This window comes from Streptomyces sp. NPDC059002, from assembly GCF_042740435.1.
GTDB lineage: Bacteria > Actinomycetota > Actinomycetes > Streptomycetales > Streptomycetaceae > Streptomyces.
The window spans coordinates 44,046-59,668 of sequence record NZ_JBHYJI010000031.1 but is presented as its reverse complement, the minus strand read 5'-3'; the positions used below and the strand labels follow the sequence as shown (position 1 = coordinate 59,668).

Sequence of the window (15,623 nt, the reverse complement as noted above, 5' to 3'; positions counted from 1 at the left end):
AAATGCGACCTGCGCGAGATGTCCGGGGATTCCGGCTAGGACGTCTCCGCCCCGAGCACCCGCTCCCGCAGTTCCGCGGCGAGCGGACTGCCCATTTCTTCGTGGATGGCCAGCGCCCTGGCCAGATCGTCGCGCAGCCGGGACCGGTCGGCGCCGGGGCGTTCGGCGATGGACGCCAGGTCGAGCAGGCACTCGGCTTCGTACGCGTACGCCTCACGCTCATGGAGCGCCCCCGCGGCCTCCCTGAGGGCGGGTACGGCCTCGTCGGTGCGGCCCAGCAGGTCCAGGGTCCTGCCGAGCGCGGCGGTGGCACGCGCCGCCATGCGGTGGTCGGGGTCGGCGAGTGCCAGGAAGTCCGTGCGGGCCTGCCGCAGGGTGTCGAGCGCGCGCGTGGGATCGCCGCCCGCGGCCTGGGCGCGGCCGAGGAAGAAGGCGGCGATGGCGGCTCCGCGCGGTTCGCCGCCCCGCGCGTTCAGCTCCATGGAGCGCCGGTACGCGGCGATCGCGCGGGCCGGGTCGGACCGGTCCCAGTACCGGCCGGAGAACTCCAGCGCGGACGCGAGCAGCACCACGTCGCCGGAGACCTCGGCGCAGGCCAGCGCCGACGTCAACTCCCGCTCCGCCGCCTCGTGTTCGCCGAGGTCCATGAGCGGCCGGGAGAGCAGGCTGCGCAGCCGTGCCTCGGCCGCGGGGGCGACGGCGGCCTGCGCGTACCCGGCCCCCAGCTCCAGGGACTCCCGCCAGTCGCCGAGGTGCCGGTGGTGCAGGAACAGCACGGTGAAGCACTCCGCGAGCTGCCACCCCTGCGTGTGGAGGCGGTGCGCACCGGCGGCGCGCAGCACCGCCATGATGTTGGCCCGCTCGGCCTCCAGCCAGTCCAGCGGCGCGGGGCCGTCGGGCGCCGCGAACGGATCCCGCCGCCCGGCGAGGAGCGGGCCGATGTCGACGACACGCGTCCGGTCGGCGCGCACCGAGCGGTCGGCGAACGCCGTGAGGGTCAGAAGGTGCGTCAACACCCCTCGTACGACCGAGAGTTCGGCGTCCGGGGGCTCCTCGGCCGCCGCACGGTCACGGGCGTGGACGCGGACCAGGCCGTGGAACCGGTGACGGCGGTCCTCCGTGACCTCCAGGAGGCTCATGTCCTCCAGGACGTCGAGGAGCAGCTGGGCGTCCGCGATGCCGGAGCCCAGCGCGGCCGCGGCCGTCGCCGTGTCGAAGGTGTGGCCCGGGATCAGGCCGAGGAGGCGGTAGCCGTGGGCCAGTTCCGGCGAGAGCTGCCGGTAGGAGGAGTCGAGGACGGTGGACACCGGGGACTCTCCCGACACGCTCAGGGCGGCCAACCTGCGCTGCTCGTCGGCCAGTTCGGCCGCGAGCGCGGCCGTGGTGAGGTGACGTTCATTCAGCAGGCGGGCCGCGGCGACCTGCAGGGCGATCGGCAGCCCGGAGCACAGCTCGGCCACGCGTCGCGCCGCCTCCGGGTCCGCGGCGATCCGCTCGTCGCCGCACCGGTCGGCCAGCAGGAGCAGCGCGGCCTCCGGTGCGAGGGGCGCGAGGCGCAGCGGCCGGGCTCCGTCGAGGGAGAGTTCGCCGAGCCTCGCGGTGCTCGTGGCGAGCACGGTGCTGCCGGGCCCCTGCGGGATCAGCGCCCGCACCTGCGCGGGCGAGGTCACGTCGTCCAGGACGAGCAGCACCCGCAGCGCGGACGTCCGGCTGCGGAAGAGCGCGGTCCGTTCGGCCAGGGACGGCGGCAGCAGCGTGTCGTCGACGCCGAGCGACCGCAGACAGTGGCCGACGGCGTCCGTGACGTCGGCGCCCGCGCCCGCACGGTTGCGCAGCTCCGCGAAGTCGACATAGAGCCGCCCGCCGGGGAAACGCTCGTGCATGGTGTGCGCCCAGTGCCTGGCGAGCGCCGACTTGCCGACGCCGGGCGGCCCTGCGAGCACCCGGACGTCGACATGCGAGGCGGTGGTGCCGTACGCCGATGAGCCGGCCAGATCGGTGAGTTCCGCGGAGCGGTTGATGAAGCGGGTGCGCAGGGCGGGGACTTCCGACGGCGGTCCTGCGGGGCGCAGGGCGGGCGGCACGTGGTACGAGATCCCGTCGGGACCGGCCGGAGCGGCCGCCACCGGTGCGGTCTCCTCCTCGCCCTCCGGCTGCAACTCGCTGAGCAGCGACACCAGTTCACGCGCGGTCTCGGACTCCTCCCGCAGCGAGTGGCGCAGCCTGCGCCGGAACCGGTCGGTGGCATCCCCCAAGGCGTGCGGGTCGTCCGACCGGAGCGCGGTCGCCACCTCGTCCACGGCGGCCCTGAGCTGCTCGTCGCCGGGTGCCGCCTCGCCCTGCCGCCTGCTGAACAGGCGGGTGAGGCGGGCCCGGGTGCGCGTCCACGCCTCGGTGACCGCGAGCCCGACCAGGGTGCTCGTCGCCCCCGACGCGGCGATCGCCGCCACCTCGACTGCCACCAGGCCCCCTTCACGTACCGGCCGAGCTGCCGCATCAGCCGCACCTCGCGTGTCGTCGACCACCGTAGTGCGATCAAGAAGGACTGTGTAGTGCGGCACTTGGGAGCAGCAGGACCCGGGCGCGCGTGTCGCCGATCCGCAGGTCCACCGCGCCGTCGTCCGGCGGCCCGCCGGTCCGCAGCCGGGAGTAGACGGCGGCGGCGACGAGCCCCGGATCGACGGTCACGTCACCGGCGGGCACCCGCACGGTCCGCCCGTCGCGCAGGGCCACCAGACACCCGCCGGAGGCCAGCGCCGTCGCGGCCAGCAGGCTTCCCGGCCACCGGCCGAGCGCGTCCCGCACCCAGTCACGGGCCGCGGCCGCCGTCGGCGCGGGCGACGACCCGAGCAGGACCGACGCGCTCTCGGTCAGGCGCCGGTCCCGTTCCCGGTCGGGAAGGACCGCGCGGTGCGAGAAGTGCCCGGCCCGCTCGTCCTGTTCGGCGGAGGTGGAGGCGGAGGCGGTGTCGCTGACGGCGGCGGGGATCCGGCGGACGGACACGGTCGTCCCTTCCGGACCCTCGGCGTCGAGGCAGGTGTCGACCACCCAGGAGGTGACGGGCCTGGCCGGGTCCTCCGGTGCGGCGAGCATCAGCGGGGACGGCTCCACGGCCGTCGGCGGCGCCAGACCCAGCAGGTCGTACAGGGCCGTGCGCAGCCGGGCGAGCGCGGTGCCCGGCTCGTCGAAGGCGCGGCCCGCCACCGGCGCGTACCGCTCGGGCTCGCGCGCATGAGCCCGTACGACGTCCTCGATCTGGCGCAGCGGAGGGCCCTCGGGGTCGAACCGGGGCGCGAGCCGGGCCAGTTCGGCCCCCGCCGTGCCGGGCACCGCGTCCTCCCCGTACGCGGCGAGGGCCAGGGGCTTGCCGAGCGCCCCGCCGTACAGCGTCACCGAACCGTGGTCGCCGACGACCACGTCGGCGGCCACCAGCGCGGGACGCCAGTCGTGCACCGGCGGCATCAGGAGCAGACCTGCGTCGAGCGCGGCGGCCTGGAGCGTGCGGACGGACCAGGCGCCGTGGGCGGACCACACGTTGGGGTGCAGGACCAGGGCCACGCGGTACGCGTCCCAGGGCAGGCCGGCGAGGAGACGCGCGGGCAGGCCGGGGCTCCGGCCGATGAGCGAGGTCGGCCCCCACGTCGAGCTGACGAGGACCAGGCGCTGGTGGTCCGCGACGCCGAGCGCCCGCCGGTAGTCGGGGCGCCGGTCCGTGCTGACGAGCAGTTCGTCGAGGCAGGGGTCGCCGACGAGCAGGGTGCGCCCCGCGCTCTTCGGGTGCGCGGCGAGCAGCTGCCGCTCCTGTTCCGGATGCGACACGGCCGTCCAGGCCCGGCCCGCTTCGAGGAGCGCGTCGGGCACCACGCCCGACAGACGGCTGTGCGGGGAGCGGGAGTCCGGCACGTACTTCTGGAATCCGACGCCGTGCGGGAGGACGAGGACCGGGCAGTCGCCCTCCGGCACCTCGATGTTCTCGCTCGCGGTGAGGATCAGGTCCGGGGTGATGTGCGGCAGTTGGTCCCACGGCATGACGCGGCAGCCTGCGTCGTGGAGCAGATCGAGCGAGCCGTCGCTGAAGGCGGAGGTGGGGTCGTGCGTGAAGACCACCGTCACCCGGGGGTCCCCGCGCAGCACGGCGGGCAGCACTTCGAGGACGCGGATGGTCGAGGTGAGGGTACGGGCGGCGACGACCAGCGTGCGTTCGCCGGGGAAGGTGCTCCAGCGGTGGGCGTCGCGCCCGACCGGCGCTCGCAGGAACGGAAGGTCAGCGGACCGCGCGGCCACCCCGAACCCCCTCGCGCTCAGCGCTGGTTACACGGTTCGCGGTTCGCGGTTCGCGGTCAGCGTGGATAGCGGATCTCAAGCGTTCTTTCAACCCCTCCGGTTCTGTGCCAGGTCACGCGAGGGAGCAGCGAAACCCCAGGTCAACGACGTGGTGGCTGCATTGTAGGGCGGGCGGCCGGGCCCGGAGGGTGGACGCGTCAACGGCGCCGCCGGGTGTTGAGCCGGGCCCGTGGGCGCCGAGGTCAGGAACGGGCGCAGTCCGAGCCACTCGTGGATCGGCTTCCCGCCCGCGCCCGGGGCCGCGGACAGCTCCCCGGCCAGTTCGACCGCCCGCTCGTACATTCTGGTCGCGTTCACCTCGGAGACGGAGCCGCTCGCGTGTTCTCGACATCGGCGGCCGACGTTTCTCCGTCGGGCTCGGCGCGCAGCAGCACGAGCGATCCGTCGTACTGCGGCCGGTTGCGGAGGTGGCCGAACGCCTCGTCCCAGGCGCCCGAGCCGAGGGCGCGGCGCAGCGAGGTGTCGAAGTCCTGGCGTGCGCGGTCGTCGACGAAGCTCCAGGCCGAGCAGGCCTGGCGGGCCGCCGGGTCGAGGAGGAGTTCGGGGCGGCCGTAGTACGCCTCGTTGAAGCCGTCGGTGCAGTCCAGCGGGATGGGCACGGTCCGGACGGTGGTGCGGCCGCCGAGCGCGGCCGTGAGCCGGTGCAGCGGCGGATAGCGGCGGGCCTCGGTCTCCAGGACGTCGGGGGCGTACTCGTAGAGCCAGAAGTCGCGTACGCGCGCGGGGTCACAGGTCAGTACGGCGACGGGGCCGCGGGTGACGCGGCGCATCTCGCGCAGCCCGGCCTCGGCGTCGGACCACTGGTGGACGCTGAACAGGGCCATCGACGCGTCGAACTGCCCGTCGGCGAAGGGCAGGTCCTCGGCGACGGCGTCGATCGCGGTGGCCAGCCCGGCCGGGCGCCGGGCGCGCATGGCGAGGGACGGCTCGACCGCGGTGATCGTGTGCGCCGTGGTCTCGTACGACCCGGTGCCCGCGCCGACGTTGAGCACGGTGCGCGCGTCGCCGACGGCCCGGGCGATGACGCGGGCGATGCGCTCGTCGGGGCGGCGGTACGGGGCGTGTCCGGTGCCGCCGTGGCCGACGCGTCGGACGTCGTGGCTGCGCATGACCATCTGGAGACCTCGCCTCGTGGGCCTGGGCCGGGGCGGCGGCAGCCGCGCCCGAACAACACCCCCATCTTGCATCTGCGGCACGCAATCGCCTATGCCGCTCCTGAATGCTTGGCCGATCGACCGAAAAGTGGGGCAGATGCGTTGTCGTACTTGGAGGTTGTGCCGGTCGGTGGCAGGGCCCGGGACCCCGCGGCCGTGCCGATCCGGCGCCGGTCCGAACGGGATGGGCAGCACGGGTGCCCCGCAGGGCAGCCGGGTCTGCCCGGTGGTCTCGTGACGGACCGTGCGGCCTCTCCTAGCGTCGTGGAGTGAGCCTTTGGACCTCCTTGGAACCTGCCTCCGTGACCGTCGACCCCGGCAGCGGCGCCACCGTGCAGCTGCGGGTGCGCAATACCGGTGACACCGTCGACGAGTACCGCTTCGAACCGGTCGGCGATCTCGCCCCATGGACCCGGGTCGAGCCACCGGTGCTGCGGCTCTACCCGGGCACGATCGGCACGGTGGAGCTGGCGTTCGCGCCGCCGCGCACCCCGGACGTGATCGCGGGACCGCATCCGTTCGCGGTGCGGATCACGCCGACCGAACATCCGGGCGCGGTCACCGTCCCCGAGGGGACCGTGACCGTCACCCCCTTCACCGAGGTGCGCGCCGAGCTGGTGCCGCCGACGGTGAAGGGCTGGTTCCGCGGGCGGCCGGGGCTGGCCGTCGACAACGTCGGCAACACCCAGGTCACCGCGTCGCTCAGCGGCAGCGACACCGGCGACCGGCTGTCGTACGACCTCGATCCGGGCAATGTCCAGATCGAGCCCGGCCGCGCCGCGTTCGTCCGGACGACGCTGCGGCCCCGGGAGATCATCTGGTTCGGGTCCCGACAGGAGCAGCCCTACGCGGTGGCCGTCCGCCGCTCCGGCAGCGAGCCGGTGGACGTGAACGGAACCTTCGTGCAGCGCGGGATCTTCCCGGCCTGGCTGGTCACCGTCCTCGGCCTGGTCGTCGCGCTGGCGATCGCGTGCGTGGCGATCTGGCTGACGAGCACGCCGAAGATGCAGACCGCGGCGCGGGAGAAGCCGCAGCAGGCCAACAACGTGGTGCCTGCGGCCCCGTCCGCGCCACCGGCCAGCAGCCCGCCGCCTCCGCCCGAGGACAAGCCGGACGATTCGGGAGGCGGGGCCGACAAGGAGCCGGAGGGCTCGGGCGGCGGCGGAGGCGGCGGTGAGGACGAGCCCGCGGAGGAGCGGACGGCGGCCGTCGCGGTGAACGAGCTCGCCGCCGACGGCGCGGGCCGCCACATCTGCTACCGCGCCTACGTCGAGGGCGACGGCTGGCAGGACGCCGTGTGCGACGGCGCAGAGGCGGGCACGGCCGGCTCGCCGATCAAGGCCCTGAACATCGCGGTGTCCGGCACCGGCGGCACCACGGGCGCCAGTGCTTACGTGGGCGCGGGCTGGCGCGAGGGCGACGAGTGGCAGAAGGGCGAGGACGGCGAGGACGTGGTCCTCGGCAGCACCGAGGAATCGGATCCCGCCCTGCAGGGCTACACCATCCAGGTCTTCGACGGCTCGGTGTGCACCGACGCCTATGTGAAGGACCGGGAGTGGCTGGGCGAGACGTGCACCGACCCCGGCCAGTGGAAGTACGGCGGCAGCCCGATGGAGCTGAATCTTCAGCTGGAGTCGGTGCGTTTCAAGGTCTGACCGCCGGGTCCGACCGCCGGGTCCGACCGGCGGGTCCCCTCCCCGGGAGGAGGGGACCCGCCGGTCAGATGAAGCCCTCGCGCAGCGCGTGCGCCACCACGTGCGCCCGGTTGCGCAGGTGCAGGCGTGTGGTCAGGCCGTACATCACGTTCTTGACGGTCCGTTCGGAGTACGACAGCTTCACGGCGATCTCCGAGTTGTCCAGCCCCTCGGCCACCAGCCGCACCACGTCCACCTCGCGCTTGGTGAAGCTCGCGAAGAACCCCGGCTGTCCGGCGCCGTCCCGCTGGAAGCGCCGTACCTGGCCGATGAGTTGACCCAAGAGGTCCGCGGGCAGGTCGCCGCCGCCCCGCGCGGCGGTCAGCACCGCCTGGGCCAGGCGCTGGGCGGTCGCCTCGCGGCGCCAGACGATGGCGCCGACGCCGCACTCGATGACGTCGAGGAGTTCGGACTCGCGGACCGCCCCCACGACGAGCACCGCACGCGCGCCCTCGCTGCGCACGGCGCGCCGCAGCCGGGTGAGCGCGGCCTCGTCGATGGTGTCCTCGATGAACAGGGCGACGGTCGCGGGCCCCGAGGCCTGGGACAGTTCGATCTCCGGGTGCCGGCGCAGCTGGCTGAGGACACCCTCGTGGCTGAGCGGGTCGGGGGCGGTGACGGCGACGCGCACCCGGTGGGACTTGGGTGCGGCGCCCGTGGGGGCCGCAGGGGCCGGTGGCGAGCTGGACAAGGGATCTTCCTCACTTCCTGCGACTGCGGCGGCGCCCGGTCGGGATCAGGGGCAGGACTTGTAGAAGTGCTTCCAGCCGTCGGTGGGCATGGACGGCGGCTCGGCCGGGGTGCCGTACTCGCCGTACTTCTCCTGCTGTGTCTCGTCGTAGTCGCCGGGACCGCTGCCCGGCCACGACAGGCGCACGTTCCGTTCCAGCTGCCCGTCGCCGCGGTTGTTGAGGACGGCGAGGTCCGGGTACGGGTCGTCGCCGTAGTGGGCGACCCGGAGCTGCTTGGCCTCGCCGAGGTCGCCGATGTCGGAGTGCCGGGCCTGCGCGGAACCCAGGTTCGCGCGCTTGAGCGGGCCGGGGCGGTACTCGGCGATGCGGGCCGTGTTGGGGTCGTCGACGCCGGACGGCTCGACGACGTTGACGACGATGTCCAGCGAGCCGTCGCTGCGGAAGTCGGCGACCGCGGCGGACGCGATCTCGCCCGGCTTGGCGCCGAGGAGCTTGCCGACCGCCTGCTTGGTGCCGAAGGTGCCGTCCGCCTTCCCCCACTGGACCGTCATCTTGGTGCCGGTGTGCCCGGGGTTCGCGATCCGGTCCGGGCGGCCGTCCCCGTCGAGGTCGCCGAGCAGCGTCGTGGCGTCGGCCAGACACGGGCCCGCCGCCGCGGCGGACCTGTCGCCCTGTCCCGGGTGCGCGGGTTGTGCCGCGTCGGCCTGGAATCCGGCGACGGTCAGCGTCAGGGCGGCGGCCGCGATCGGCGCGGCGATCAGACGTGAGCGCTTGCGAAGCATCTGCGTACTCCAATGTCGTTGCTGTGGGGCCGAGTTCGAGCTTGCGGGGCGGTGCGTCGCGAACGCCACAAAAGTCGGGCAGTCGGGGACGCTGGAACGCGGAAAGGCCCGTTGACCAGGGGAGACGCGAGCGGCCTGGAATGCGGGAGTGGGACGCGCCGCGGTGTCCGGGGCCCGTCGAGCGGTGGCCCTGCGGTGGTCCTGCGACGGCTCGGCGATGGCCCGGCGACGGCTCGGTGGCGGCCGCGAACGAGTGGACTTGTCGAATATCGATATGCTCCTCTAGTCTCCTGCATATCGAAAAACGATAGGAGGGGGCGCGGTGAACACGCGACTCACGCGGGGCCTGGCCTCGGTGACTTTTTTTCTGGCAGTGATCCTCGGACTCACCTTCGCCGGTACGGCACTCACGCACATGACCGACGACGGGGCGGTCTGCGTGGAGACGGGCTTCTGGGCCAACGCCTCCCTGGAGCCGGACAGCGTGCCGGTCAGCAAGGGAGTCGAGGCGTCGAGCAGCGCCGCGCGCCTGTGCCAGGACGATCCCTCGGTGGGCCAGCGCGCCGCCGACCTCGGCGGCCGACTGCCCTGGCTGCTCTTCGGCACCCTCGCCCTGCTGCTCTTCTCCCGGCTGCTCAGGTCCGTGATCGATCAGGGCCCGTTCACCGACGTGGTGGCCCGACGCCTCACCGCCCTGGGCTGGTTCGTCGCCGGGGGCATGCCGGTCGCCGGTCTCATCGTAGGCTGGTCGCAGTCCTGGCTGGTCGACAGCATGGCACCGGTCGTGGGCTCGGGACCGACGGTCGCGGGACCGACGGCGGTCGTCCTCGCCGGGCTCGCCGCGGTCGTCATGGGGAAGATCATGCGCGAGGGCGTACGCATGCGAGAGGACCTCGAAGGGACCATCTGATGGCCGAAGAGGAACTCCACTCGATCCGGATCCACCTCGACCGGATCCTCGCCGAACGCGACATGACCCTCACCGAACTCTCCGCACAGGTGGGCATCACCGTCGTCAACCTCTCCGTGCTCAAGAACGGCAGGGCCAAGGCGATCCGCTTCTCGACCCTGTCGAGGATCTGCGACGTCCTGCAGTGCCAGCCGGGGGACCTGATCACGCACGATCCGGCCGGACTGGCCTAAGAACGGCCCGTTGCCGTGCCACCGGGGTGCCCGAGTAGGGTCGGTGGCTGCGTGATGGCTGACGGCCGCACTCCGGCCACCCGGCCCCAGCGGGGGCACATGCGTACGTGGCCTTCCCGGCCCCACCCGGGAAGGGCGCACGGCATGCGCGCGTACGGCAACTTCCGTGCGCGCCGGGCACCGGAATGCGGCTCCTGACGTCTCACGGGCAGGACGACGGACCCCCGGGTCCGTACCCCCCCACACAAAGAGTCGCGCGTGCGCGGCCGCAGATCAGGAGCAGCAGTGCAGGGCACCCCCCACATAGCCAGCACACCGCACGACGGGCGATCGTCGCCCCTACCCCCTGCGCACAGGGCGCAGCCGCTGGACCGCGACATGGCACGGCGTCCCCGGGTCGACGACGCCCAACTCCCCGTCTTCATCGACCAGTCGGGGTGGCGCAGGCGGGCACTGCAAGGCATCGCGCTCGTGGTGGGCTGCGTCTGCCTCGGCTATCTGCTGTTCGTCGGCACGCTGTTCAGCGGGCTCCTGCAGCCCGTCGGCACGCACCCGCCGAGCATGAACGGTCCCGCACCCTCCGGTCCGGCCGCCGACAGGGCGCCGCGCGACTCCGGCCCGGCGGCCCGCACCGAGGCCAACCGGACCCCGGCCAAGGCCCGCGCCGACCGCGCCGACCGCGCCGACCGTGCCGACCGTGCCGACCGCGCCGACCGCCCCGAGCACCGACGCCCGCCGTCCGGCAGATCCGCCCCGCCCCCGGCCGGAGGCCAGAAGCAGTGAGGCGGCGTGCCGCTGTCCGCCGCCCGCCGCGCGGACACTGGCTGGTCCTCGTCCTCGTCCTCCTGGTCGTCGCCGTCGCCCTCCTCTTCGAGGGCTGGACGACCCACCAGGTCGACGCCGCACGCACCAAGCCGCCGTGCACCCGGCCGATCCCGCGCGCCGCGGACGACGGGAAGCCGCTGCTGCGGTTCGGCCCCAAGGGGGTCACCACCGCGGCCATGCCGCCGGGCACCGTCGCGCTCACCTTCGACGGCGGGCCCGACCCGGTGTGGACGCCGCGCCTGCTCGACCTGCTGCGCAGGCACCACGCGCGGGCGACCTTCTTCGTCTACGGGAAGGACGCGGCCAAGCACCCGGAGCTGCTGCGGCGGATCCTGTACGAGGGTCACGAGATCGGCTCGTACACCTACAGCGGCGGTGACTTCGGCGTCGCGTCGCCGCTGCGTGCCCGCCTCGAACTGTCGCTCACCCAGACCGCTCTCGCGGGCGCGGGAGGCGTCAACACCACCCTGCTGCGGCTGCCGCACACCACGGCCGCGGACACGCTCTGCGGCCCCCAGTGGCCGGCCGCGCGGCGCGCCGCGGAACAGGGGTACCTGGTGGTCGCGTCGGACCACAAGGACCGCAAGCCGTGGCGGGGGCTCGTGAGCCAGCACAGCCAGACCGACCTGGGCTACCACGAGGCCCAGGACCTGCTGCGCGACCGCGGCGCGAAACGGTTCACCACCATCAGCGGCGGGCTCGACCGGCCCACCTTCGTCGACGCGGTCCCGGTCGCCCAGCAGATCAAGGGCGAGGGCCTGATCTGGTCGCAGCGGCTCGGGCAGGCCTTCCTCACCGTGATGGTGTGGACCCTGACCCTCGCGGGCACGCTCGGCGTCCTGCGGATGCTCCTGTTCGCGGTGTTCGCCCGGCTCCATGTGCGCAGGCTGCGCAGGTTCCGGCCCGGCGCGCCGCGCCTGCGCGAGGTGCGGGACCCGGTGACGGTCCTGGTGCCCGCGTACAACGAGGAGGCGGGCATCGCCTCCACCGTGTACTCGCTGCTGGCCTCCACGCACCCGCACTTCCAGATCATCGTGATCGACGACGGCTCGACCGACGCCACCGCCGACATCGCCGAGGACATCGACGACCCGCGCGTGACGGTGATCCGGCAGCCCAACGGCGGCAAGCCGAGCGCCCTCAACACCGGCCTCGCGCACGCCCGGTACGACATCGTCGTGATGGTCGACGCGGACACCATCTTCGAACCCGAGGCCCTCGCCCGCCTCGTCCAGCCGCTCGCCCACCCGGCGGTCGGCGCGGTCAGCGGCAACACCAAGGTCGGCAACCGCCGCCGTCTGCTCGGCAAGTGGCAGCACCTGGAGTACGTGCTCGGCTTCAACCTCGACCGGCGCATGTTCGAGGTCCTGGAGTGCATGCCGACGGTGCCGGGCGCGATCGGCGCCTTCCGCAGGGACGCCCTCATGGGCGTCGGCGGCGTCAGCGACGAGACCCTGGCCGAGGACACCGACCTCACGATGGCGCTCTGGCGGGCCGGTTGGCGCGTCGTCTACGAGGAGTCGGCGGTCGCCTGGACCGAAGTGCCCAGCACCCTGCGGCAGTTGTGGCGCCAGCGCTACCGCTGGTGCTACGGCACCCTGCAGTCGATGTGGAAGCACCGGCACGCGGCGGTGGAGGTGGGCCCCGCGGGGCGCTTCGGGCGACGCGTGATGCTCTACGTCACGCTGTTCCAGATCGTGCTTCCGCTGTGCGCCCCGGTCGTGGACATGTTCGCCCTGTTCGGGGCGCTGTTCCGCGACCCCGTGGAGGCCGCCCTCGTCTGGTTCGGATTCCTCTCCGTCCAGCTGGTCACCGCCGCGTACGCGCTGCGGCTCGACCGGGAACGGCTGCGCGTGCTGTGGGTGCTTCCGCTCCAGCAGTTCGTCTACCGGCAGTTGATGTACCTGGTGGTCATCCACTCCGTGACCACGGCCCTGCTCGGCACCCGACTGAAGTGGCACAGCATGAAGCGCGCGGGAACCGCCGACCCGTATCTGCTCCAAGCGCCGCCCGACGAGGCGCGGCAGAGCCTGCAAGGGAGTTGACCATGACACACCCGGCCACGGAAGACTCCGCCGCGCACGAGCGGCCGGCGGACTCCGTCGCGCGCGAGCAGGTCGAGCGGTTCACCGACCGCCCCAGCTCCCGCTACGGACCACGGCGCGCCCACGCCCGGCAGCCGAAGAGGAAACGCAGGAGGCTGCGGCGTGCGGTGCTCGTCGTGCTCGCCCTGGTGGCCGTCGCGGTGGGCGGCACGTACGGCTGGGCCGAGACCCGGCTGCAGCGCGACGTCGACCTCGGCGCGTACGGGGACCGGCCGCCGCCCGGCGAGGGCACCAACTACCTCGTCGTGGGCTCGGACAGCCGCGACGGGCTCTCCGAGGACGACGTGCAGGACCTGCACGCGGGCGGGGGCGGCGGGCGGCGCACCGACTCGATGATGCTGGTGCACACCGGGGCCCACGGCACCAGCATGGTCAGCCTGCCGCGCGACTCCTGGGTCACCGTGCCGGGCCGCCTCGACACGCTGACCGGCAAGACGAAGCGCCCCGAGGGGGACAAGCTCAACGCCGCGTTCTCCTACGGCGGCCCCGAACTCCTCGTCCACACCGTCGAGAAGAACACCGGCCTGCGCATCGACCACTACGCGGAGATCGGCTTCGCCGGGTTCGTGAACATCGTCGATGCCATCGGCGGCGTACGCATGTGTCTGGACCGGGACATCAAGGACGAGAAGTCGGGCGCCGATCTGCGCAAGGGCTGTCAGACCCTGGACGGCAAGCAGGCGCTCGCCTTCGTCCGCCAGCGCCACCAGGAGCGGGAGGGCGACCTGGGCCGCTCCAGGAACCAGCAGAAGTTCCTCTCGACCCTCGCCCACCAGGCCGCGCGGCCCGGCACCCTCTTCGACCCGACGGAGATCGGTCCCGCCATGGAGGCCGGGCTCGACACGCTCATCGTCGACAAGGACATGAGCCTGCGCGATCTCGCCGACATGTTCCGCGCGGTGCAGGGCGTCACGGGCGGACACGGCAAGCAGATCAACGTGCCCGTGTCCGGCATCGGCGTCCCCACGCCCAAGGGCAACGTACTGAAGTGGGACGCCAGGAGGTCGGCCAGGCTCTTCGACGACCTGCGGCACGACCGGCCGGTGACGGAGACGGGGAAGACGTCCCGCGACCGTCACCGGCGCTGACTCACACCGGTTCGGGCTGCGGTTCCGCCCGGAGCGCGGGCGCGGTCTTCGGCTCCCACTCCCTGGTGGTCCGTACGTAGCCGTAGATCACCGAAGCCATCGCAAGGAGGACGAGGGGGCCGAAGACCCACGGATGTGCCGCCATCTCCATCGGCAGATAGCGGTACGACACCAGGAGCGCGGCGAAGACCGACGTGCCGTAGGCGACGAACCGGACGCCCGACGGGTCCCAGCCACGGTCGAACGTGCGAAGCCCCGCCTCGACGGTGAGCGCGAACACCACACCGGCCACCAGGTCCACGCCGTAGTGGTAGCCGAAGCCCAGCGTCGCGCTGAGCGTGGCGACCAGCCAGAACGTGCCCGCGTAACGCAGCAGGCGCGGGCCCCTGCGGGAGTGGATGAAGATCGCGGTGGCCCACGCCGTGTGCAGGCTGGGCACGCAGTTGCGCGGAGTGATCCCGTCGTACGGCACCGGGTGCGGGGCGCTGATCGGCGGCAGCGTGTGCGGCCACAGGTCGGCCACCGCCCACTCCACGCCGCCGGTGCCCGAAGTGCCGGGACCGTAGGCGAAGATCGGTCCGACCACCGGGAAGAGCATGTAGATGCCGGGACCCAGGAGACCGATCACCAGGAAGGTGCGCACCAGGTGGTGGGTCGGGAAGCGGCGCTCGGCCGCCACGTTGCGCAGCTGGTACAGGGCGGCGACGATCGCGGCCACCGCGAGCTGGGCGTAGACCAGGTCCAGGACATGGGTGCTGACCGGCCCGGCCGCGTCGAGCATCCGGCCCGCGAGCCACGACGGGTTGCCCAGCGCGTGATCGGCCATGGCCACATACGGGTCGAGCACGGTCGGGCGGGTCTTCGACGTGATGAGCAGCCAGGTGTCACCGGTCTTGCGCCCGGCCACCAGGAGCAGTCCGAGGCCGACGCCCTTCAGGAGCAGGACACGGTCCTGCCCGGTGCGGCGCGTGATCGCGAAGACCGCGCAGCCCAGCATCACCCACAACGCGCCGTTGCCGAAGAACTGTCCCTCGGGCACATCGGCGTCGACCGCCCACCGCACGAGGACGAAGACGACGTCGATGCCGATCGCGGCACCGGCCGCGATGAACCGCTGCCGCCAGGTGAGCACCACCATCATCAGGGCGAGACCGCCGTAGAGCGGCCCCGGCTTGGGCGGGAAGATCACCTCGCGCGCCTGGTTGGTGATCGGCCCCGGCACGCCGCCGTAGCGGCGCGCGGCGATCTCCAGCGCGATGAGGAAGCCGAGGGCCACCACACCTGCCGTGGCCCACAGGATCACCCGTGGTTGACGCCACGCGGCGACATCGACTCTGCGCTTTATTCGCGAAAACACTCCGAAACTATAGGTATCAATTGCTTGACCGATTTGTAGGGGGCGGCCGGGGGAGTCCGGCCTTCGTGCGGTATGGCGGCCGACGGCCGACCGCGCCGCGTCGTGCCCGCGCCCGTAGTGCGCGGGCACCAGGGCGGGCGGGCGGCTGGTCCGGGGGCACCAGGGGAAGACGGCGGCCGGGGACGATGCCCGGCAGGGGCGCCGGAAGCGAGTGTGGGAGACGCGTGCATCACGCGCATCTCCCCTCTTGCCCCACGGTGTCTGGAGTGATCAACAGGTGGCGACATCTCCTCATACGTCCTCGCGGCCCGCGACGCATACGTCCTCGGGGCCCACGACGCATACGTCCTCGCGGCCCACGACAAGACGGGCGGCCGCACCCGGAACCGGCATTCCCCCGGCCCGCATCGGACGGCTGCCGATTGCCGCGTTGGGCATC

The 15,623-nt window shown here is 73.0% G+C and carries 13 protein-coding genes; 6 read left to right on the top strand and 7 right to left on the bottom strand.

What is annotated here, in order from left to right; genetic code table 11:
• Positions 1 to 35 precede the first annotated feature (35 nt).
• From ACFWZ2_RS25845 to ACFWZ2_RS25835, 3 genes are all read right to left on the bottom strand, one after another.
• On the bottom strand, positions 36 to 2,462 hold the full coding sequence (locus tag ACFWZ2_RS25845; RefSeq protein ID WP_384549495.1) for an NB-ARC domain-containing protein: 2,427 nt from the start codon (positions 2,460 to 2,462) through the stop codon (positions 36 to 38).
• Between the two features lie 73 nt (positions 2,463 to 2,535).
• Entirely contained in the window at positions 2,536 to 4,284 is a 1,749-nt protein-coding gene (locus tag ACFWZ2_RS25840) for a hypothetical protein (RefSeq protein ID WP_384549493.1), read from the bottom strand.
• Between the two features lie 353 nt (positions 4,285 to 4,637).
• Positions 4,638 to 5,453 (bottom strand): class I SAM-dependent methyltransferase, encoded by an 816-nt coding sequence (locus tag ACFWZ2_RS25835; RefSeq protein ID WP_384549491.1) that lies wholly within the window; start codon positions 5,451 to 5,453, stop codon positions 4,638 to 4,640.
• 347 nt (positions 5,454 to 5,800) lie between these two features.
• On the opposite strand from ACFWZ2_RS25835, the gene ACFWZ2_RS25830 reads away from it, so the two are divergent.
• Positions 5,801 to 7,153, top strand: coding sequence for a hydrolase (locus ACFWZ2_RS25830; RefSeq protein ID WP_384549489.1), 1,353 nt, complete (start codon positions 5,801 to 5,803; stop codon positions 7,151 to 7,153).
• Between the two features lie 64 nt (positions 7,154 to 7,217).
• Here ACFWZ2_RS25830 and ACFWZ2_RS25825 read toward each other — a convergent pair whose 3' ends face one another.
• Positions 7,218 to 7,883: a LuxR C-terminal-related transcriptional regulator gene (locus ACFWZ2_RS25825; RefSeq protein WP_384549487.1), complete on the bottom strand. Its 666-nt coding sequence runs from the start codon at positions 7,881 to 7,883 to the stop codon at positions 7,218 to 7,220.
• A 45-nt stretch (positions 7,884 to 7,928) separates the two neighbouring features.
• Complete coding sequence (locus tag ACFWZ2_RS25820) at positions 7,929 to 8,666, bottom strand: FG-GAP repeat domain-containing protein (RefSeq protein ID WP_384549485.1); 738 nt, start codon at positions 8,664 to 8,666, stop codon at positions 7,929 to 7,931.
• A 322-nt stretch (positions 8,667 to 8,988) separates the two neighbouring features.
• On the opposite strand from ACFWZ2_RS25820, the gene ACFWZ2_RS25815 reads away from it, so the two are divergent.
• The 5 genes from ACFWZ2_RS25815 (at position 8,989) to ACFWZ2_RS25795 (ending at position 13,827) form a co-directional block, all read left to right on the top strand.
• Positions 8,989 to 9,576, top strand: a complete 588-nt coding sequence (locus ACFWZ2_RS25815; protein WP_384549483.1) for a DUF2975 domain-containing protein — start codon at positions 8,989 to 8,991, stop codon at positions 9,574 to 9,576.
• On the top strand, positions 9,576 to 9,809 hold the full coding sequence (locus ACFWZ2_RS25810) for a helix-turn-helix domain-containing protein (RefSeq protein ID WP_384549481.1): 234 nt from the start codon (positions 9,576 to 9,578) through the stop codon (positions 9,807 to 9,809). Before ACFWZ2_RS25815 ends, ACFWZ2_RS25810 begins: the two co-directional genes overlap by 1 nt.
• 378 nt (positions 9,810 to 10,187) lie before the next feature.
• Positions 10,188 to 10,592, top strand: a complete 405-nt coding sequence (locus tag ACFWZ2_RS25805; protein ID WP_384549479.1) for a hypothetical protein — start codon at positions 10,188 to 10,190, stop codon at positions 10,590 to 10,592.
• Positions 10,589 to 12,679, top strand: coding sequence for a bifunctional polysaccharide deacetylase/glycosyltransferase family 2 protein (locus ACFWZ2_RS25800; RefSeq protein WP_384549477.1), 2,091 nt, complete (start codon positions 10,589 to 10,591; stop codon positions 12,677 to 12,679). Before ACFWZ2_RS25805 ends, ACFWZ2_RS25800 begins: the two co-directional genes overlap by 4 nt.
• A gap of 2 nt (positions 12,680 to 12,681) precedes the next feature.
• Complete coding sequence (locus ACFWZ2_RS25795) at positions 12,682 to 13,827, top strand: LCP family protein (RefSeq protein WP_384549475.1); 1,146 nt, start codon at positions 12,682 to 12,684, stop codon at positions 13,825 to 13,827.
• Position 13,828: 1 nt separating this feature from the next.
• Here the strand turns inward: ACFWZ2_RS25795 and ACFWZ2_RS25790 are convergent, their stop codons facing one another.
• Both ACFWZ2_RS25790 and ACFWZ2_RS25785 read right to left on the bottom strand, forming a co-directional pair.
• A complete protein-coding gene (locus tag ACFWZ2_RS25790) occupies positions 13,829 to 15,184 on the bottom strand; it encodes a phosphatase PAP2 family protein (RefSeq protein WP_384549473.1) in 1,356 nt (451 codons plus the stop codon).
• Positions 15,185 to 15,475: 291 nt separating this feature from the next.
• Positions 15,476 to 15,622, bottom strand: coding sequence for a hypothetical protein (locus ACFWZ2_RS25785; protein ID WP_384549471.1), 147 nt, complete (start codon positions 15,620 to 15,622; stop codon positions 15,476 to 15,478).
• Position 15,623: the final 1 nt, after the last annotated feature.